Source organism: Flagellimonas allohymeniacidonis, from assembly GCF_004296335.1.
GTDB classification, from domain to species: Bacteria; Bacteroidota; Bacteroidia; order Flavobacteriales; family Flavobacteriaceae; genus Flagellimonas; species Flagellimonas allohymeniacidonis.
In genome coordinates, this window is sequence record NZ_SGIU01000001.1 from 67,257 (window position 1) to 87,256 (window position 20,000).

Here is a 20,000-nt window from a genome sequence, read left to right on the forward strand (position 1 = left end):
GATTATTTTTCATCAGGAATGAAATCCAGTGCCACTCCATTGATGCAGTGTCTTTTGCCAGTGGTTGCCCTAGGTCCATCATTAAAAACGTGGCCGAGATGCCCACCACAGGTTGCACAATGCTCCTCGGTGCGTGCATAACCAATCTTATAATCAACGTCGTAGGCTACGCTACCGTCGATTTCTTGGTCGAAACTGGGCCAACCGGTGCCTGAATCAAATTTGTTCTCGCTTCGGAAAAGAGGGGTAGCGCATGCAGCACATACATAGGTCCCCTTCTCTTTGTTATCCAATAAGTCGCTTGTGAACGCATTTTCCGTGGCTGCCTTTCGGAGAACATAATACTCCATATCGGTAAGTTCGGCGCGCCACTCGCTATCCGATTTGGTGATTGGATAGTCCACTTTTTCAGCTATTTCTTTTTTATCTTCTTGGGATACCCCTTTACAGGCCACTATGCTCAGTAAAGCTATCCACAGCAAATTTTTCTCCATTGTTTTCTTTTTCAAAATAGACGTTTTTTTCTGCAATTCCTTTCAAAAATAAGGCTCAAAATGAATTCAATACAAATAAAAAAGTCCCACTGCGAAGCGGGACTTTGTTTTAAATGCCTTTATGAATTAATTCATCTGTACTTTTATAATATCATCTTCCCCAACACCCAAGGCAGACATTACATTGGCGATGTTCGAGGTATCCATTCGGGAGGATTCCGCGAAGACACTCGGCAGAATAACAATCCTAAAGGATTGATTGTCCGTAAAATCGATGTTAATTCCAGAGAGATCAAAGTTACCATCGATAAAAAGCTCGACATCCACAAAAGTATGCGCAAAAACGTACTGCAAAGTACCTTCAGGCAGGAAGAAATTTTGTGGTAATTGGCTCCATGCATCGGCGGTGCTACCATCATCAAGGTCAATTACCCCGTCAAAACGGTAGACCAAAACGGCATCGGACTCAAAAACCTCAAAATTGGTTTCATCTTCAAAGGTGATTAGGGCGCTATAAAGGTTGTTAGCCCCATCATAGGCAAAATTTACCCCATCTACCTCGATAACCTGGCCTTGTATTCCAGGTTCACCATCCAGACCGTCGAGGCCATCCCTTCCGTCAAAACCGGGAGGTCCTTCAGGTCCCTCACAGGCAACGGCAAACAAAACGATAAGCGCACCAATAATTGTATTGAATTTTTTCATGATTTTTGACTTTTTGATTCGTACTTTCTCTTATGCTTTTCTTGTTAAATCAAAAAGCGTTCCATAAAATTTAAGAACCCAAAGAGGGCTTCTGAAAAAAAGCGGTTTTGTCCCGTAGTTTTTTGGTTTAATTTCTATATTTATCAAAAGAGACCAACTAAATCCAAATTATGCTCAGGCAACAAAGGGTTGTTATCGATAATGTGCAACCACAGCTCGATTCTGGTGAATTTTTTATAAAAAGAATCGTTGGCGATAAAGTTCATGTCACCGCAGATATTTTACCCGATGGACATGACGTGATGCAGGCAGAACTGCTCTACAGGCATGAAAAGGAAAAAAACTTTTCGGATGTACGGATGCAACATCAAGGGAACGATGCGTACAGTGCCTCTTTCCAGGTTAAAAGACAAGGTTTTTATGAGTATAAATTAAGAGGTTGGGTCGACTATGCCCTAAACTGGCAACATGGGGTGGAGGCAAAACTGAAAGACGGCCAACACCTCAAGAGCGAGCTGTTGGATGGAGTTCAGTACCTTAAATACCTGTCGAAAAAAGTTTCAGACAAGGATAAGGATCGCCTTAAAAAATGGATAGACCAGTTTAAAGACCCTGGCAAGTACGAGGAAGCGGTAAAAAATGCTACTTCGGAAAAACTGCATAAGTGGTTTCTAAAACATCCGCAACGGGTACTGGCCAATGAAAGTAAAACCCTTCAGGTTTATGTAGATAGGAAAAAGGCCAGTTTTAGCACATGGTACGAGTTTTTTCCACGCTCTTCTTCTCCCAAACCTAACGTACATGGAACTTTTAAGGACTGCGAGACCCTGCTGCCACGTATCGCCAAAATGGGATTTGATACCCTGTATTTTCCACCGATACATCCTATTGGTGAGGTAAATCGCAAGGGAAAGAACAATACCGTCACCGCCAAAGAAGAGGATTCTGGTGTTCCATGGGCCATCGGTTCCAAACATGGGGGACATAAATCCATTCATCCCGAACTTGGTGATGAAAAGGATTTCAAAAAATTGGTGAAGAAGGCAAAGGAGCTGGATATTGAAATAGCCATGGACATTGCCTTTCAGGCGGCGCCGGACCACCCTTACATAACAGAACATCCTGAGTGGTTTAGAAAACGGCCTGATGGAACAATCCAGTATGCGGAAAATCCACCTAAAAAGTATCAGGACATTGTCAATTTTTATTTTGAGACAAAAGCATATAAAGAGCTTTGGGAAGAACTAAAAAGCATTGTCTTTTATTGGATAAGCTTCGGTGTAAAGGTTTTTCGAGTGGACAACCCCCATACGAAACCCTATTACTTCTGGAATTGGTTGATTTCAGAAGTGAAGAAGGAGTATCCAGATGCACTTTTCTTGGCAGAGGCGTTTTCACGCCCTAGGGTAATGCAGCAGTTGGCAAAGCAAGGGTTTTCACAATCCTATACGTACTTTACTTGGCGAGTGAGCAAGCATGAGTTGACCGAATACGTTACGGAACTGACCCAAACGGACATGAAGGAGTATTATCGCCCCAATTTTTGGCCGAATACACCAGATATCAACCCATACCACTTACAAGGTGCCAACGAATCCATGCATATTATTCGATATGCTTTGGCAGCCACACTGAGCAGTAGCATTGGTATTTACGGTCCCGTTTACGAATATATGGTTACTGACCAACTTCCTCCAAAGGAGGAATACTTGGATTGTGAAAAATATGAGATTCGCCATTGGGATTGGACCCTAGAAAACAATTTGATTCGACACATTACAAAAATCAATGCGATACGGCATCAACATCCTGCGCTTCAGCAAACCAATAACATTAAGTTTTGTGCAACGCAACACGATAATTTGATTGCTTTTTACAAATGGGATGACGACCTTATCGACCAATTGCTTGTTGTCATCAGTCTTGATTCGAATCATATGCAACAGGGACATATTCAGTTTCCTTGGCATGATGTGGGACCCGTTTATGGAAACGGCGTGCGTATCAAAGATTTGGTCACCAATCGTGAATTTCGATGGCATGATGAGTGGAACTTTGTGGAATTACAGCCCAATGTGCCCTTCCACATTTTTCAGATTTTAAAAGATTAATATAAACAACGCTCGACTTGAAACCTCCTTACGAATTTAATATTGCATGGGAAAACCTGCTGGATGACGAAAGCTTCACAGAGGTTTTTTTATCCACCGTGCTTCAGGACTATATCGTTCGCCAGAGATGGTACGGAGGGAAATCAAGTAAGCTGAAGTATATTGAACTACCTGAGCATTTCCGCATTCAACAACACGGGGAGGTGTATTACGGACTCATTTTGGAAGTTAATTTTGAGGAAGCCTTTTACCAACACTATTTCTTGCCAATTGCCTTTGTATCTGATGAGAATTTTGCCAAAAAGGATAGGATTCTTCCCCTAAAACTCAACGGGCAGGATGGATTCATCATCGATGCACTGAATTTGGATGCATTTAGAAAATTGGTCTTTGAGCGTTTAACTACTGCCGAACCGAACGATACCACTAAAGTAAGATACCACAAGAGTGTCAATTTCACCGATACGGAATACCAATCTTCGCGCTTCATGGGAGTCGAGCAAAGCAATACCTCCATCATCATGAATGACAAATACGTTATTAAGTTTTTTAGACGTATTTATGCCGATAAGAATCCGGATTACGAAATGAGCCGGTTTTTGTCTGAAAAGAAAGAATATAAGAACACCCCTGCCTATATGGGGAGTTTGAGTATCATCGATTCGGAAAATGCCAATATAACCATTGCATTGATGCAAGAACTCTTGCCCAATGAAGGAGATGCGTGGGATTTTATGCTCAAAGAAATAGATGTCATCTTTCTGTGTTTGGAACGAAAAGGAATTGATGCGTATGCAATGCCCCAAGTAGACCTCTTTAAAAGACTTCAGATTGCCGATGTCCCCCCTCAAATTATAGACTGGGCAGGCTTGAGCATTTTCCTAAAACTTCAAACTTTGGCCAAGCGCACCGCAGAAATGCACATAGCCTTGGGTTCGGAGTTTGAGGATACTGCGTTTACCCCAGAACATTTTAACGGCGATTATGAAGTTTGGTTAAAAAATCGCTTGCTGTACCAGTTTCAAAATCGCTTAAATACGGTCGAGAACAACATCGGAAGACTTAAAGGGCTTTCCGCAGAGTTGGCCAAAGAGTTTTTGGAGCGTAAAAACGATATTAGAAAACGGTTTATTAGCTTTGATTGGACCAAATTAAAGGGCGAGCGGCTTCGGGTACATGGCGATTATCATTTAGGTCAGGTATTGGTTAGAAATGATGATTTTTATCTTTTGGACTTTGAAGGCGAACCCGAAAGTACCATTCGTGACCGAAAAGTAAAACAACCCCCGTTGAAGGATGTTGCGGGCATTTTTAGGTCGTTTCACTATGCCGTGTATGCCACGATTTTCAATAACGAAGAAAAATATCCCTATTCCCAAGAAGAACTGTTTCACGCGGGTGAAATTTTATATAACTACTTTACCGGTGTTTTCCTGCAAACCTATGTTGCCCTAATTCAGGAAAACAATATCAATATTGGATACACTCAGGAGAGGGTTTTCCTTTTGGAGTACTGCATGCTTGAAAAAGCAGTTTATGAATTAGGGTACGAAATGAATTCAAGACCTCTATGGGCGGTCATTCCGCTTCGAGGTATAATGAGTATAATCAACAATAAGTAAGGATGATGAAGGTAATTCCACATAGTTTATTCACAGATTTTGATATCAATCTTTTTAAGTCAGGAAAGCACTATCGTCTTTATGACAAATTGGGCTCGCACCTCACCGAGGTCGAAGGCAAAAAAGGTACCTACTTTGCCGTTTGGGCACCTACGGCCAAAGCTGTTTCCGTGATTGGGGATTTTAACCATTGGCAAGAAGGGGCACATGAACTCTACGTGCGTTGGGATGAGAGTGGCATTTGGGAAGGATTTATCCCTGGAGTGGATATGGGCAGTCTTTACAAATACAAAATACATTCCCATAATAATGATATCAAGACTGAAAAGGCAGACCCCTTCGGAAGGTATTGCGAACACCCTCCAAAAACAGCCTCTGTCGTATGGGATGCTTCCTATAATTGGAAGGATGACTCTTGGATGGAGAATCGAGCCGAAAAGAATGCTTTGGACAAGCCTTTTTCGGTATACGAGGTGCATTTGAGTTCTTGGAAAAAGAAAAATGGTTGGGAATCCCTCACCTATGTTGAGATGGCCGATGAGCTTGTGGATTATGTGGTTGAAATGGGCTTTACCCACGTGGAGTTTATGCCTGTTATGGAATATCCATTTGATCCCTCATGGGGTTATCAACTAACAGGGTATTTCGCCCCGACTTCCCGCTTTGGAAAACCAGAGGATTTTAAATTATTGGTAGATAAATTTCATCAGAAAGGAATAGGCGTGATTTTGGATTGGGTACCGTCCCATTTTCCGGAAGACGCACACGGCTTGGGCTTTTTTGATGGTTCACATCTGTATGAACATCCCGATAGACGCCGTGGCTATCATCCTGATTGGAAGAGTCTCATTTTTAATTATGGAAGAAATGAAGTTCGTGCTTTCTTGATCAGCAATGCCATTTTTTGGTTAGATCAATATCATGTGGATGGACTTCGGGTGGATGCTGTGGCCTCCATGTTATACTTGGACTATTCTCGGGAAGATGGCGAATGGGAGCCCAATATGTATGGCAACAATGAGAATTTGGAAGCGATGTCCTTTTTACGGGAGATGAACCAAGAGGTTTATGCAAGTTTTCCAGGTGTACAAACTATTGCAGAAGAATCAACCGCTTTTTCAGGCGTGACCAAGCCTGTTCATTTTGGGGGTCTTGGTTTTGGGATGAAATGGATGATGGGATGGATGCATGATACCTTGGAATTTTTCAAAAAAGAGCCTATTCATCGTTCTTACGATTTAAATGATATCACTTTCAGTATGACCTACGCTTTCACGGAAAACTTTATGTTGCCCTTTTCGCATGATGAGGTTGTTTACGGCAAACAATCCCTGCTGTATCGAATGCCTGGAGATGAATGGCAGCGCTTTGCCAATCTCAGATTACTCTTCGGCTATATGTTTACCCACCCCGGAACCAATTTGTTGTTCATGGGAGGGGAATTCGGTCAATCTTCTGAATGGGATTTCCAGAACAGTTTGGAGTGGCATTTGACCCAGTACGATTTTCATTCCGGCATACAAGAAACCATTAAGGACCTAAACAAACTCTACAAAAGCAATCCTGCGCTCTACGAAAAACAATTCAGTCCAGATGGATTTCAATGGATTGAATACAATGATCAGGAAAACTCAGTCATTTCTTATTTGAGAAAGGGCAATGACCCAAAGGACGATTTAATAATTGTATGCAACTTTACTCCAGTACCCCGAGAGAATTATAGGGTAGGCGTGGCCAAAACCAAGCAATTGAAGCTGTTGTTCAGCAGTGATGACAAAAAATATGCTGGTGGTGGTATCGGCAAAAAAACCTTGAGACCTGGAAAAAAAGAATGGAATGGTTATGAACACTCTGTATCTATGACACTTCCACCATTGGCCGTGGTTGTCTATAAATAATTGAGGTTGTAAGACATCAACACTTTGTTCAAAACATCTTTTTCAATTCTCACCTTAATGTGTTTCTTTTGTCAGTCTCAATTAGCCAACGATGATTACCAATACAGAAGTTGAAAAAAGGGGCAATCAGCACCCCAGTCATATAGTCGATTTCAAACATGATAATGATAAAATCTATTTCACCACCCATAATGGGGTGATTTTAGAGTTAACCATATTAAGGGACAGCGCCATTCGCTTTAGATATGCTACGGAGCATGTTTTTGAACCTGATTTTTCATATGCACTTAATGATGATGTAAGCCTTGGGTATAACGAACTCGAAGTCAAAGAAGAGATTCCAGAGTATGTGATTACCACTTCCAAGATTAAAATCTATGTGCAAAAAGCAGATTTAAAAATCCAGATTGTCGACCTCGATGATGTGGTTATTTGTGAAGATGAGCTTGGTTTTCACTGGGAAGAAAACTTTGACTATGGTGGAAACATAGTAAAAATGAGCAAGGTGTGCCATTCTGGGGAAAGTTATTATGGCATGGGAGACAAAGCTTCCCATACCAACCTCAAGGGAAAACGGGTAAACAACTGGGTAACTGACTCCTACGCCTATGGAAAGGATCAGGAGCCTTTGTACAAAGCAATCCCATTTTATGTGGGCTTGAAGGAAAACATTGCTTACGGTGTCTTCTTCGATAATTCTTTCAGCACCTATTTCGATTTTGCCAATGAAAAACGAAATGTCACCAGTTTTTGGGCCGATGGTGGCGAAATGAATTATTACTTCTTCTATGGCCCCAAAATAGGTCAGGTAGTTGAAGCCTATACGGATCTGACTGGAGTTCCCGAACTTCCGCCCCTATGGGCGCTTGGGTTTCATCAATCTAAGTGGAGCTATTATCCCGAAAAAAAGGTAAAAGAACTAGCCTCAAGTTTTAGAAAACTTAAAATTCCTTGCGATGCCATTTATTTGGACATTGATTATATGGAAGGTTTTCGCTGCTTTACTTGGAACAATCGACGCTTCCCCAACCCCAAAAAAATGGTTGAGGAGTTGGAGAAGGATGGTTTTAAGACCGTAACCATGATTGATCCGGGAATCAAAATAGATAGGGATTATTGGGTGTACCAACAGGCAATGGACAATGGTTTTTTCTGTCGAAGGGCCGATGGACCACACTTCAAAGGGAAAGTATGGCCTGGGGAGTGCAAATTTCCAGATTTCACCAATCCCGAGGTACGTGAGTGGTGGGGCGGACTCTACAAAGAAATGATTTCGGACATGGGTGTACATGGCGTTTGGAACGATATGAATGAACCTGCTGTAATGGAGGTGCCCACTAAAACCGCCAATCTTGATGTTCGCCATGATTACGATGGACACCCTTGTAGTCATAGAAAGGCTCACAATGTATACGGAATGCAGATGGTAAGGGCCACCTATGACGGTGTAAAGAAATTTACTTTTCCAAAAAGGCCATTTGTGCTTACAAGAGCTGCATATTCGGGTACGCAACGTTATTGCGCAACTTGGACCGGTGACAACGTGGCCACTTGGGAACATCTTTGGATAGCCAACGTACAGATGCAGCGCATGTGTATGAGCGGGTATTCCTTTGTAGGGTCCGATATTGGAGGATTTGCCGAGCAGCCCAATGGTGAACTTTTCGCACGTTGGGTGCAACTTGGTATTTTCCATCCTTTTTGCAGAGTGCACTCCAGTGGAGATCATGGAGAGCAAGAACCTTGGTCTTTCGGCGATGAAATCACGGATATTGTAAGAAAGTTTATCGAGTTGAGATATCAACTACTTCCTTATCTGTACACCATGTTCTATAAGTACATAAATAATGGGCTTCCGATGCTACAGTCTTTGGTGCTCTATGATCAGGAGGATACACAGACCCACTTTAGAACGGATGAATTCCTGTTTGGAGAGCAAATATTGGTTTGCCCCGTGCAAGAACCCAACGCAAAAGGAAGACGTATGTATCTTCCCAAGGGCAAATGGTTCAATTTTTGGAATGATGAAGTAATTGAAGGGGGTGTGGAAAAATGGATTCCAGCGGATATTGATGAAATTCCAGTATTTGTAAAGGAAGGAGCCATGATACCAAAATACCCAGTTCAACAGTACGTGGGTGAAAAAGAAATCAAGGAGCTCGAAATTGATGTCTACTATACCGAGGGTATTGAAAACTCTAGCGTATATGAAGACCAGCAAGATGGTTACGATTACAAAAAGGGGAGATACAGCCTTCGTAAATTTAGGTTACGTGGCAAGAAGAACGAATTGATCATTCAACAATTCAAGGATGGAAACTTCATTACACCCTATACTAAATTTAAAATGACATTTCACGGGCTTCCATTCAAAATTGGCAGCATAGAAATTGATAACGAAGTTGTAAATCCTAAGGATATCAAACTAAATGGAAATAACGTCATAGAAGTGAGCAAGGATTTTACGGAACTCCACTTAACTGGACAGTAATTTTTTGTAAATTCCCTTTGCTAAACACTATAAATCATATGAAAAGGTTAATTCTAACAGTAATCATTTTTATTGGGATTGCCGCTTGCAAGACCAATCCGTTTACGGGAAAAAGCACGCTTAACTTTTATCCCAACAGCCAAATTTTTCCAATGGCATTTGCCCAATATGACCAATTTCTGACCGAAAATAAGGTTGTATCCGGAACCAAGGATGCCCAAATGATAACCACTGTGGGCAAACGCATCTCTTCTGCGGCCGAACGTTGGTTGGATGCAAATGGCTACCCGGGATATTTGAAGGATTACAAATGGGAGTACAATCTGGTAAATGACGAAACCGTCAACGCTTGGTGCATGCCAGGGGGAAAGATTGTATTCTACACAGGTATTTTACCCATTACCCAAACTGAAACGGGAGTAGCAGTTGTGATGGGACATGAGGTGGCACACGCCTTGGCCGATCATGGCGCCCAGCGTATGAGCGCCGGAATGCTGCAGCAGATAGGTGCAGTAGCCGGAAATGTGGCAATCAAGGATCCAGAAAAGAGAAATACGTTCAATCAGGCCTACGGTCTTGGATCTACTGTTGGGGTTATGCTACCCTTTAGTAGAGGCCATGAAACTGAGGCGGATAGAATTGGTCTTCAGATTATGGCGATTGCAGGATACAATCCTGATGAGGCCGCGAATCTTTGGAGAAGGATGAAGGCCAAGGCTGGTGGGCAAGCCCCTCCTGAATTTTTGAGCACGCATCCATCAAGTGATACAAGAATCAATAACCTTACGGCATGGGCTCCTTCAGCACGACAAGAAGCGGCCAAGTTTGGGGTTACATCATTTAAATAACCAATTTTGACCAACTTAGATGTCATTTCAAGCCAAGAGAGTCATAAAATGTACTTGGCTTGAAGTGACATTTTTATTTTAATATCACATGGCACGAGTTCTCGCAATGAAAGGAAGTAAAAAGCTTTTGAATGCTTGGGCTTTTTACGATTGGGCCAATTCTGTATACAGTTTGGTCATTTCCTCGGCTGTTTTCCCCATTTTTTACGGGGCGTTGTTTCGCGTAGCCGAAATTGAAAAAGTAACCGTATTTGGAGGTGAAATTGCGAGGGCTCCTTTAATTAGTTATGTTACTTCCCTGGCCTTTGTTTTTATTGCCATCGTCACACCCTTGGTTTCTGGAGTGGCGGATTACATAGGCAACAAGAAAATCTTCTTGAAGTTTTTTTGCTATCTGGGCGCTTTCTCCTGTATTGGTCTGTATTGGTTTTCTTTGGAAAACATCTACTTCGGACTTATCTGCTATTTCTTTGGCTTGGTTGGTTTCTGGGTGAGTTTTGCCATTAACAATTCATATCTACCAGATATTGCTTTTCCCGACCAGCAAGATGGCATAAGTGCCAAGGGCTTTTCCCTGGGGTATATTGGCAGTGTGATTCTATTGGTCTTTAATTTGGCCATGGTCATGCAGCCCGATGTTTTTGGTATAACGGATAGTGGGGGTGAAGTGGCTGAAATCAAGGCCATGAAATATTCGTTTATTTCGGTCGGAATTTGGTGGATACTCTTTAGCCAGTACACCTTCGCTCATTTGCCAAAAGGATATAAAAGGGAAGGCGCGCGCACGAATATTGTACTTAATGGCTTTCGGGAGCTCCAAAGTGTTTGGAAGCAATTGGGCGAAGAAACTCGTTTAAAAAGGTACTTAGGAGCCTTTTTTGTATACAGTATGGCAGTGCAGACGATTATGTTGATTGCCACCTATTTTGGAGAAGAAGAGATTCAATGGGGCACAGATAGTGAAAGAACCACAGGGTTGATCATAAGCATTTTGGTCATTCAAATTGTGGCCATAATTGGCGCAACCTTGACGGCTAGGGCCTCCCGAGTTTTTGGGAATATCAAGACTTTGGTGGTCATCAATATTTTTTGGGCATTGCTCTGTGTTTATGCCTATTTCTTACAAACCCCTATGGACTTCTATATTGCGGCCGGACTGGTGGGCATTGTCATGGGAGGGATTCAGGCCTTATCGCGTTCTACATACTCCAAATTTTTACCGGAAACTACTGACACTACGTCCTTTTTTAGCTTTTATGACGTAGCCGAAAAAATAGGAATTGTAATTGGTACTTTTCTTTATGGGGCCGTTGCACAGCTAACGGGTAGTATGAGGAACAGTACCATCTTTTTGGGGCTCTTCTTTCTGATTGGAATATTCCTTTTGTTGCGTGTAAGAAAGGTTAAAACTTAGATTTCTTCAAAGAAAAAGCCCCTGCTGTTCGCAAGGGCTCATCCCGTTTTCGATTGATGTGGTTGTTTGACTCTCAAACAAATGTTTTACCCTCTGGTGATATCACCTGAACCAGAACTTTTGGTATTGATTTTCTTTGGATTCCCGCGATAGCTAATATCTCCTGATCCTGAAACCCGTGCCTGGATGCTCTGATTGGCGGTAACCTTAATGTCGGCAGACCCAGAAACTTGTGCTGTAACAAATTCTGCCTCAAGGCCATACGCTTTTATATCCCCAGACCCAGAAACTTGAACATCCAAATCCGTCGTTTTTCCATCTAGAGTGATATCCCCCGAACCAGACATGGAAGCTTCAATACTGTCTGCTTCTACAGTCAATACAATATCACCGGATCCTGAAATTCGGGTTTTAAAATCGTCGGCTTTGATGGTGGTTTTCCCTACAACATCCCCCGACCCAGATAAACTTACCGAATTTACGGACTCAATGGGAACGGTGATTTGGATTCCATTTCCCCAGTTGGAGGGTCTTAGATTCACCCCTTTTTCGGTTTTGATGATCAATTTTCCGTCTTTAACCTCAGTTTTGATGTATTCCAAGAGGTTTGATTCTCCTTCAAGAGTGATTTCTCCTTCATTGCCATCGACCAGTTCAACATCGAACCATCCTGCCAGGGCAATGGCATCATACTCTCCAACAGAGCGTTCCAAGGTTACTACGTTGCCATTTCCTTTTACTCGTTTGCCCCATTGCGCATTGGTAACTGCTACTGTACAAATGGCCAAGCCTAATGTGATTAACTTTTTCATGATTGTGTTTTGTATTTGTTTTTTGATTTGTTACTTAGTTTTGATAGAAGGTGATTCCTCCATATTCACTGTCAATAAGAACCTTGTTTCCGGAGTTCTCCCTGCCATAATATCCCTTGTAATACTTCTGGGACGATTTCTCTTTGCTAATATTGATTTCAAAAGCATCTTTTCCGCTAACGCCGGCATATTCCGTAGTAATTTCAAAATCAAAATGGTATCCGGGGTCATACCCAATCTTGATTCCGGTATAATCGGTTCTAATTTCGATATTACCAGCATCGGAAGCCATTTCAGCGATTTTGATTGAGCCATAATCGGAGGTTATGGCGACATTACCACTCACGGTACCTAATTTTACTCCGATATAATCTCCATTTCCATTGACATTCTGTACGTCATTCACCTCAATGGAACCATAATCTCCTGCGTACTCCAGGTTTTCCATTTTTTTGATGACCGCATTTGTATAATCGGTTTTAACGGTGAGGTTACCAGCCTTTCCGATAGTAAAACTGGAGTAATCCGCAATAATTTGACCACTATTCACATAATCAAAGTTGGAACGTGAGGTGTAATCAAATCGCAACTCATTGTTACGGCCCCTCAATTCACCAATTTCCATTTTTCCGTAGTCACAGCTTATTTTGGCGTGGCCATCGATACGGTCAAGATATATATTCCCATAATCATTGCTGAGGTTGACGTTGTTCTTTATCGGCAGTTTTATGGTATAGTTCACCTGAACATTTACGTTTTTCTTTTTGTTCCATTTCCATCCCCAGCCACTGTCACGATCTCCAAAAAGTGTTCTGGCAGAAACCAAGCTTGCGCTGTTTTCAAAGGCTACATCAATCTCATTGAGCCTCTCTTGCACACGCTCTTCGTTGTTACCATTGGTTTTGATATGAACTTCAATAACCACTCTATTTTCGTTCCAAGAGGTAAGATTCAAATTGCCATAGCTGTTTTTTACCTTGAAAAGGGCATCAGAATTGACATCGAACTCTTTCTTTATCGTTTTTTCCTTGGTATACCTTCCGCCCATTTTATCAGTTCCGGCACTTAAGGCCAGAGGTACGAGGGCAAGAATTAGAATTACCTTTTTATATAGTAATGTTTTCATCATTAAATGCTTTTAAGTTTTTGATATTTTCAATGTTGTTGAGCACCTCTTTTAAAAGGTCTATTCTGGTTTGAAAGTTGATTATCATGGCGTTTAAAATGATCTTACTGTCCCCTCCGTTTATCAATTCCTGCTCTAGGGTACCGTAATCATTTTCCAGTTTGTCCAACTGTGCGAGCGTATCATCGACCAGTTTTGCCGTTTCCGGAGATTTGGCATCCCTAAGTTGCTGAACCTGCTCTTCAATAAGACCGGCAAAATAAAACTCGGTCTGAGACACTTCAGGAGCGATTTCCACTACTTGTTGCTTTATGGATGGCCTTGCATTGAAAATCTGAAGGCCAACTACGCAAAGCAAGGCGATGGAAGCTGCAATGGACAAGGGTTTCCACCAGTTTGTCTTATTCTGTGCTAGGGTTTTTACCCCTTTGGCTTGGTTGAGTTTTTCCAAAAATCGCTCTTGGTGCCCGATAGTGGGTTCTTCGAGATCAAATGATCTTTGAAGTCTATTGAACAACTCTTCTACATTATCTTTTTTCATAATCCGGCATTTACGGTCAACTTTTTTCTTAGGCTTTCCTTAGCCCTGGAAATTGTAGTTCTGCAATTCGCATAACTGATATTCATTATTTCACTGATTTCTTCGTAATCGTACCCTTCAACTAAATGTAAGGTCAAAGAAACTCTGTAATTGTCTTTTAAACTTTTCATGGTCTCCATCACTTTTTGAGCCTTCAGTTCAGTATAACCATTATCATTCAAAGCAACTTCATCATTATCTTCGACCTTGTACATTACATCTTCCAATTGAACAGATCGTGTTTTTTGTTGTTTCTTGTAATGATAGATACTGTTGTTGATCACTATTCGCTTTAACCATGCTCCAAAGGTGACATCTCCTTTAAAGGTTTGCAGTTTCGTAAACGCGTTCAAAAACGACTCCTGCATAATGTCTTCAGCTTCGGCAGAGTCCTTTACAATTCGAAAGGCCGTATTGTACATGGCTTTGTAATATCGATTGTAAATTTCCATTTGCGCTCGTTGCTTTCCTTCCAAGCACGCTTTCAGCAGTGCATCAGTATGTTCATTTTGGTGGCTCAAAAAATGATTAGTTTGCTCTAAAGATGATTTAACAATTCGAATGTTACACTTTTTTCAATCTTTTTGAAATTTAAATGGCACAAGAATTGCCCATTTAGGATGGACATTGAGGTTCTAAACATAGAAATACGCTAAGAATCAGCATTTTTACTAAGTTTTGCGACCTAGAAAGTACAAAAACGTTTTGTCGTGAATGACAAAATGTCTGAAAAAGAAAATATGGGAGAAATTAAGATATCAACTTTTGGCAGCTTTTCAGTTCAGGGATTGGATGAGGAAGCGGAACTTATTCCCTTGTTGACACCTGAGGATGAAGAGGAAATGAATCGGGAAAGCTTGCCAGAAACCCTACCTGTATTGCCCTTACGCAATACGGTGTTATTTCCAGGGGTTGTTATTCCAATAACAGCGGGAAGGGATAAATCCATTGCCCTAATAAAGGATGCCAACAATGGCAACAAGACCATTGGTGTGGTTTCCCAAAAGGACGAACAGGTAGAGAACCCTGGAGTTGACGACATCAATAGACTGGGCACAGTGGCCCGGATACTTAGGGTGTTGCAAATGCCCGACGGTAATACCACGGTGATCATCCAAGGAAAAAAACGCTTTGAGATTGATCAAATCATAACCGAAACCCCGTATTTGACGGCTACGGTCAAAGAAGCCAAAGAAGAAAGGCCCAATGAAAAAAGCGAGGAATTTGAGGCTATTATCGAATCTATAAAGGAACTGGCCTTCAAAATCATAAAGGACAACCCAAATATTCCGAGTGAAGCTACGTTTGCCATTCGCAACATACAGAGTAACTCGTTTCTCATCAATTTTGTTTCCTCCAATTTGAACCTCACGGTTGCAGAGAAACAAAAACTTCTTGAGATTCCAAACCTTCAAGAACGGGCATTGACCACCCTGAAGTACATGAACATGGAACTTCAGAAGTTGGAGTTGCGAAATGATATCCAGTCCAAGGTTCGCAGTGATATGGACCAACAACAACGCGAATACTTCCTTCACCAACAAATGAAGACCATTCAGGAAGAGTTGGGTGGCATCTCTTATGAGGAAGAAGTTGAAGAAATGCGCGTTAGGGCCAAGGACAAAAAATGGAATAAAAAAGTTGAAGAACATTTTGAGCGTGAGTTGGGCAAAATGCAACGCATGAATCCGCAGGTTGCGGAGTATTCCATTCAAAGAAACTACTTGGACCTTATATTGGATTTGCCCTGGAATGAATTCTCCAAGGACAAGTTTGATCTAAAAAAGGCACAACAAATTTTGGATAGGGACCATTATGGTCTTGAGGATGTAAAAAGGAGAATCATTGAGTATTTAGCGGTACTGAAGCTCCGAAATGATATGAAATCACCCATTCTCTGTTTTTATGGCCCTCCCGGGGTCGGAAAAACATCTTTGGGAAAATCCATTGCTGAAGCATTGGGCAGGGAATATGTGCGCATGTCGCTAGGAGGTTTACGGGATGAAGCCGAGATTCGAGGACACCGAAAAACCTATATTGGTGCGATGCCGGGCCGAATTATTCAAAGTCTCAAAAAAACGGGGACTTCCAATCCGGTTTTTATTTTGGATGAAATTGATAAACTTTCCCACAGCCATCAGGGGGACCCTTCTTCCGCCATGTTGGAAGTGTTGGACCCTGAACAAAATAGCGAGTTCCACGATAATTTCTTGGAAATGGGTTACGATTTGTCCAAAGTGATGTTCATTGCCACTGCCAACAGTTTGGCTACCATTCAGCCGGCTTTGCGCGATCGGATGGAAATCATAAATGTCACAGGCTATACCATTGAAGAGAAAGTTGAAATTGCCAAAAGGCATTTGCTTCCCAAACAATTAAAGGAACACGGGTTGTCTTCGAAGGATTTGAAAATCGGCAAGGCCCAGCTGGAAAAAATAGTTGAGGGTTACACTCGCGAGTCTGGGGTTCGTGGCCTTGAGAAACAATTAGCGAAAATGGTGCGCTATGCTGCGAAATCCATAGCGATAGAAGAAGAGTACAACATCAAGGTAAGTAATGGGGATGTAGAAAAAATATTGGGTCCTGCTCGCCTCGAACGCGATAAATACGAAAACATCGATGTTGCCGGTGTTGTAACCGGGCTGGCCTGGACCAGTGTTGGAGGCGACATTCTTTTTATAGAATCCATATTGTCCAAAGGAAAAGGTACCTTGAACATCACGGGGAATCTGGGCAAAGTAATGAAAGAATCGGCGACCATTGCCATGGAATATATCAAGTCAAATGCCAAGACTTTTGGTATAGAACCCGATGTCTTCGAAAAATATAATGTCCACATTCACGTGCCTGAAGGTGCAACTCCAAAGGATGGCCCCAGTGCAGGTATCACCATGTTGACTTCGTTGGTATCCCTATTCACCCAAAAAAGAGTGAAAAAGAGTTTGGCCATGACCGGAGAGATTACCCTTAGGGGCAAGGTTTTGCCCGTAGGCGGTATTAAAGAGAAGATTTTGGCCGCCCGTAGAGCTCGAATTAAGGAAATCATTCTTTGTGAGGAAAACAGAAAGGATATCGAAGAAATCAAACAAGATTACCTCAAAGGATTGACTTTCCACTATGTCACCGATATGAGTGAGGTGATCGATATTGCGATTACAGACAGAAAGGTGAAGAACGCCAAGGTACTTTAACCCCACATGAAATTCTTTCAACACCAAATTCAATGTGCCCAATTCTAGGTACATTTGGCCTATGCGAAAAATAATCATCGCCATAGATGGGTATTCCTCAACCGGTAAAAGTACGGTGGCCAAAAAGTTGGCCAATGCCCTTGGTTATGTTTATGTGGATACCGGTGCCATGTACAGAGCGGTTACTTTGTTCGCCTTGGAAAAAGGATTCGTATCGGACTCCCTTGATGCCAAATCCCTAATCGAGGCTTTGCCAAACGTCGAGCTCAAATTCCGGCCCAACAAAAAACTTGGTAAATCGGAAATGTTTCTCAACGGCAAAAATGTGGAGAAAGAAATCCGGACCATGCGGGTTTCTGAACAAGTGAGCCAAGTTTCGGCAGTAAAAGAGGTTCGTGAGAAATTGGTAGAGCTGCAACAGGCCATGGGGCTTGATAAAGGAATAGTAATGGATGGACGGGATATCGGAACCGTGGTCTTTCCAGAAGCGGAACTGAAGATTTTTATGACCGCATCCGCTCGAACCAGAGCCCATCGCCGCTATAAGGAATTACTTGAAAGAGGGGATGAGGTGTCTTTTGAGCAAGTGCTTAAAAATGTGGAAGGGCGCGATTTTATCGATTCCACCCGAACGGTTTCCCCATTAAAACCTGCCAAGGACGCCATTACTTTTGACAATAGTGATATGGGTGTGGAGGAGCAGTTCGAACGCATTCACAGCTACGCCCAGCGGGTTATTGGAGAAGAAAATTGAAAGGTAGGTTGGTTTTTCACGAATGCACTTATCGGTATTGCATAACGCTTCGTTCCGCTATGCTCAGATTTAAAGTTACTTAAAATAGAACATTTCCCTCTTCTACAGGAAACCAATAAAGCAATGAGGGTTATACGTTGTTTGCAAAAGTCTAGTTCTCTATATAGGAACTAATGCACATAACAGTATCGTTTGTATTAATTGGTGGGGTAGCTAGCATATATAATATAATGCCATCCTTTGATGCTGTGTATTCTTCCAAAATAAAGCCAAATTCATTAGTCGTGTACCCAACGATATCATCTTTCCTTACCTCATCCCCAGCTTTATAATCGCTATAAAAAATGCTATTGACACTTGCTTTTATATATGTCTGACTATTGCGATAGACAATATTTTTATGGGCTCCAGTTCCGTTAAAATACATGCCCATAGTTTCAAGCATATTATAAACACCTTGTTTTATCAAATTGACATTCTCTTTTTGTACATTTCCTAATTTACCACATTCAATGCTCAATGCGATTTTTCCATCTTGAACCGCTTGTTTGAATGTGTATTTCGCTGGCTCCGTTGCCGAAATGTTATAAGGATAGGAGACGAAATATTCAAATCCGCTCTTTTCGGATAGTCTTTTCGCCATCGAAGTTTGCTCCGGTTTTTTTTGGTTGTCATAATAACAAACAAAGGGAAGTAGATCTTCACAGGCATCTCCGCCATGGATATCCAGAAAAACATCGCTGACGGAAATTATATTAGTAGTTATGAAATATGCTATTTGTTCGGTAATGCTGCCATTATTTTTTCCCGGAAAAGCATTGTTTAAATTTTTCTGATCCTGGGGATTGATAAAAGGTGTTCGTGTAAAAAAGGAAGCCATATTGGCAATTGGAACGATAATTAATGTTCCGCTAAGTTCCTCTACATTGATTTCCCTTAGTAATTTTTGTGTTGCGATAATTGGTGGGTATTCGTAACCGTGAACACCTGCAACAATGGTGAAAACTGGTCCTTGAGTTTTACCTTTTACAATCGATATTGGCAAATGTCCAGAATTTCCTAAATCATCAAAAAACTCTATGCGAACGTTTTCTTTTGTTGATTTACTTTCTGATTTGAAAGCTTTTTGAAAGTCATTTTGCGCAAGAGTAAATTGAGCCGCAAAACATATCAAAAAGGGCAAAATTATTGTTCTCATTTGGTTTAAAGTTCTGTTTAAGACTTTTGCTAACTAAAAGGATATGAATCGGTTTTGATGATATTTATCCTATGATACGTGAAGTTCGTGGATTTTGGTTAAAAAAGCAATCTCAAATGTATGTGCGTCCCATCTGGGAACAAGGTGCTTATTTTTTACTTGATGTAAAATTCCACAAAAGAAAAAGGCACTTGAAAAAGCGCCTTTAGAACAAATCTACAATTCGTTTTTAGATATTCGGAATCACCAAAACTTGGTCTGGGTGAATCAAATCTGGATTTTTTAATTGGTCGGTATTGGCCTCAAAAATCTTGTTGTACTTCATGGCGTCACCGTAGTAATGTTTAGCAATCAAACTCAAAGATTCGCCACTTTTAACCGTATGTCTATGATAAACACTGTCATCTTCCACGGAGATGTTGGCTTTGATATCTGATGGACTTTGTCCCCCGATTTCTTTGATCTTGTCCCACATGATATTCTTCTCGTAAGGTGTTGCGGCCACACCTTTGATTTTTAGAACGCCTCCATCCTCAGAAACATCCCCATCTTTTATATTTAATTCTTGACCTAGGTCCAAAACTGCCTGATACTTTGCTTTTGCACTCATAATATTCTGTATTGTTTTAATGGTTACTATTTAGAAACAAGATATGCATAAAAGTCACATTTTACTTTAAATTATCCTGAATTCTTCGGGATAAGACAGAAGTGTCCAATAAGGGTTTGTAAAACAAGGAATTAATTGTATTTTTG

General features: G+C 41.4%; 16 protein-coding genes. 8 read left to right on the forward strand and 8 right to left on the reverse strand.

The window, feature by feature from the left end; genetic code table 11:
* Nucleotides 1–2: 2 nt before the first annotated feature.
* Nucleotides 3–494 carry a peptide-methionine (R)-S-oxide reductase MsrB gene (gene msrB / locus EW142_RS00310; protein WP_130612319.1) on the reverse strand — a complete coding sequence of 164 codons (492 nt, stop codon included), beginning with the start codon at nucleotides 492–494 and terminating at the stop codon, nucleotides 3–5.
* Between the two features lie 126 nt (nucleotides 495–620).
* Entirely contained in the window at nucleotides 621–1,199 is a 579-nt protein-coding gene (locus tag EW142_RS00315; RefSeq protein WP_130608035.1) for a collagen-like triple helix repeat-containing protein, read from the reverse strand.
* A gap of 170 nt (nucleotides 1,200–1,369) precedes the next feature.
* Between EW142_RS00315 and EW142_RS00320 the strand changes: the two genes are divergently transcribed.
* From EW142_RS00320 to EW142_RS00345, 6 genes are all read left to right on the forward strand, one after another.
* Complete coding sequence (locus EW142_RS00320) at nucleotides 1,370–3,310, forward strand: alpha-1,4-glucan--maltose-1-phosphate maltosyltransferase (RefSeq protein ID WP_130608038.1); 1,941 nt, start codon at nucleotides 1,370–1,372, stop codon at nucleotides 3,308–3,310.
* A 17-nt stretch (nucleotides 3,311–3,327) separates the two neighbouring features.
* The gene (locus EW142_RS00325; protein ID WP_130608040.1) at nucleotides 3,328–4,932 is read left to right on the forward strand and encodes a trehalose synthase; all 1,605 of its coding nucleotides are present in this window, start codon (nucleotides 3,328–3,330) and stop codon (nucleotides 4,930–4,932) included.
* A 2-nt stretch (nucleotides 4,933–4,934) separates the two neighbouring features.
* Nucleotides 4,935–6,830 carry a 1,4-alpha-glucan branching protein GlgB gene (gene glgB, locus EW142_RS00330; protein WP_130608043.1) on the forward strand — a complete coding sequence of 632 codons (1,896 nt, stop codon included), beginning with the start codon at nucleotides 4,935–4,937 and terminating at the stop codon, nucleotides 6,828–6,830.
* A 91-nt stretch (nucleotides 6,831–6,921) separates the two neighbouring features.
* Nucleotides 6,922–9,321, forward strand: coding sequence for a glycoside hydrolase family 31 protein (locus EW142_RS00335; protein WP_130608046.1), 2,400 nt, complete (start codon nucleotides 6,922–6,924; stop codon nucleotides 9,319–9,321).
* A 38-nt stretch (nucleotides 9,322–9,359) separates the two neighbouring features.
* Nucleotides 9,360–10,169 carry a M48 family metallopeptidase gene (locus tag EW142_RS00340; RefSeq protein WP_130608050.1) on the forward strand — a complete coding sequence of 270 codons (810 nt, stop codon included), beginning with the start codon at nucleotides 9,360–9,362 and terminating at the stop codon, nucleotides 10,167–10,169.
* 88 nt (nucleotides 10,170–10,257) lie between these two features.
* Nucleotides 10,258–11,583 carry an MFS transporter gene (locus EW142_RS00345; protein ID WP_130608053.1) on the forward strand — a complete coding sequence of 442 codons (1,326 nt, stop codon included), beginning with the start codon at nucleotides 10,258–10,260 and terminating at the stop codon, nucleotides 11,581–11,583.
* Nucleotides 11,584–11,669: 86 nt separating this feature from the next.
* Here EW142_RS00345 and EW142_RS00350 read toward each other — a convergent pair whose 3' ends face one another.
* From EW142_RS00350 to EW142_RS00365, 4 genes are read right to left on the reverse strand one after another with little or no spacing between them, the layout of a single operon-like run.
* Nucleotides 11,670–12,395 carry a head GIN domain-containing protein gene (locus EW142_RS00350; RefSeq protein ID WP_130608056.1) on the reverse strand — a complete coding sequence of 242 codons (726 nt, stop codon included), beginning with the start codon at nucleotides 12,393–12,395 and terminating at the stop codon, nucleotides 11,670–11,672.
* Nucleotides 12,396–12,429: 34 nt separating this feature from the next.
* Nucleotides 12,430–13,521, reverse strand: coding sequence for a DUF4097 family beta strand repeat-containing protein (locus EW142_RS00355; protein WP_130612322.1), 1,092 nt, complete (start codon nucleotides 13,519–13,521; stop codon nucleotides 12,430–12,432).
* Entirely contained in the window at nucleotides 13,502–14,062 is a 561-nt protein-coding gene (locus EW142_RS00360; RefSeq protein ID WP_130608059.1) for a hypothetical protein, read from the reverse strand. The genes EW142_RS00355 and EW142_RS00360 overlap by 20 nt, the downstream gene beginning before the upstream one ends.
* Nucleotides 14,059–14,622, reverse strand: a complete 564-nt coding sequence (locus tag EW142_RS00365; protein WP_130608061.1) for an RNA polymerase sigma factor — start codon at nucleotides 14,620–14,622, stop codon at nucleotides 14,059–14,061. The genes EW142_RS00360 and EW142_RS00365 overlap by 4 nt, the downstream gene beginning before the upstream one ends.
* A gap of 219 nt (nucleotides 14,623–14,841) precedes the next feature.
* Between EW142_RS00365 and lon the strand changes: the two genes are divergently transcribed.
* Together lon and cmk are read left to right on the forward strand one after the other, a co-directional pair.
* The gene (gene lon / locus EW142_RS00370) at nucleotides 14,842–17,292 is read left to right on the forward strand and encodes an endopeptidase La (protein ID WP_130612325.1); all 2,451 of its coding nucleotides are present in this window, start codon (nucleotides 14,842–14,844) and stop codon (nucleotides 17,290–17,292) included.
* 61 nt (nucleotides 17,293–17,353) lie between these two features.
* On the forward strand, nucleotides 17,354–18,046 hold the full coding sequence (cmk, locus tag EW142_RS00375; RefSeq protein WP_130608064.1) for a (d)CMP kinase: 693 nt from the start codon (nucleotides 17,354–17,356) through the stop codon (nucleotides 18,044–18,046).
* A 151-nt stretch (nucleotides 18,047–18,197) separates the two neighbouring features.
* Here the strand turns inward: cmk and EW142_RS00380 are convergent, their stop codons facing one another.
* On the reverse strand, nucleotides 18,198–19,244 hold the full coding sequence (locus tag EW142_RS00380; protein WP_130608067.1) for a M14 family metallopeptidase: 1,047 nt from the start codon (nucleotides 19,242–19,244) through the stop codon (nucleotides 18,198–18,200).
* 229 nt (nucleotides 19,245–19,473) lie between these two features.
* A complete protein-coding gene (locus tag EW142_RS00385) occupies nucleotides 19,474–19,854 on the reverse strand; it encodes a LysM peptidoglycan-binding domain-containing protein (RefSeq protein WP_130608070.1) in 381 nt (126 codons plus the stop codon).
* Nucleotides 19,855–20,000: the final 146 nt, after the last annotated feature.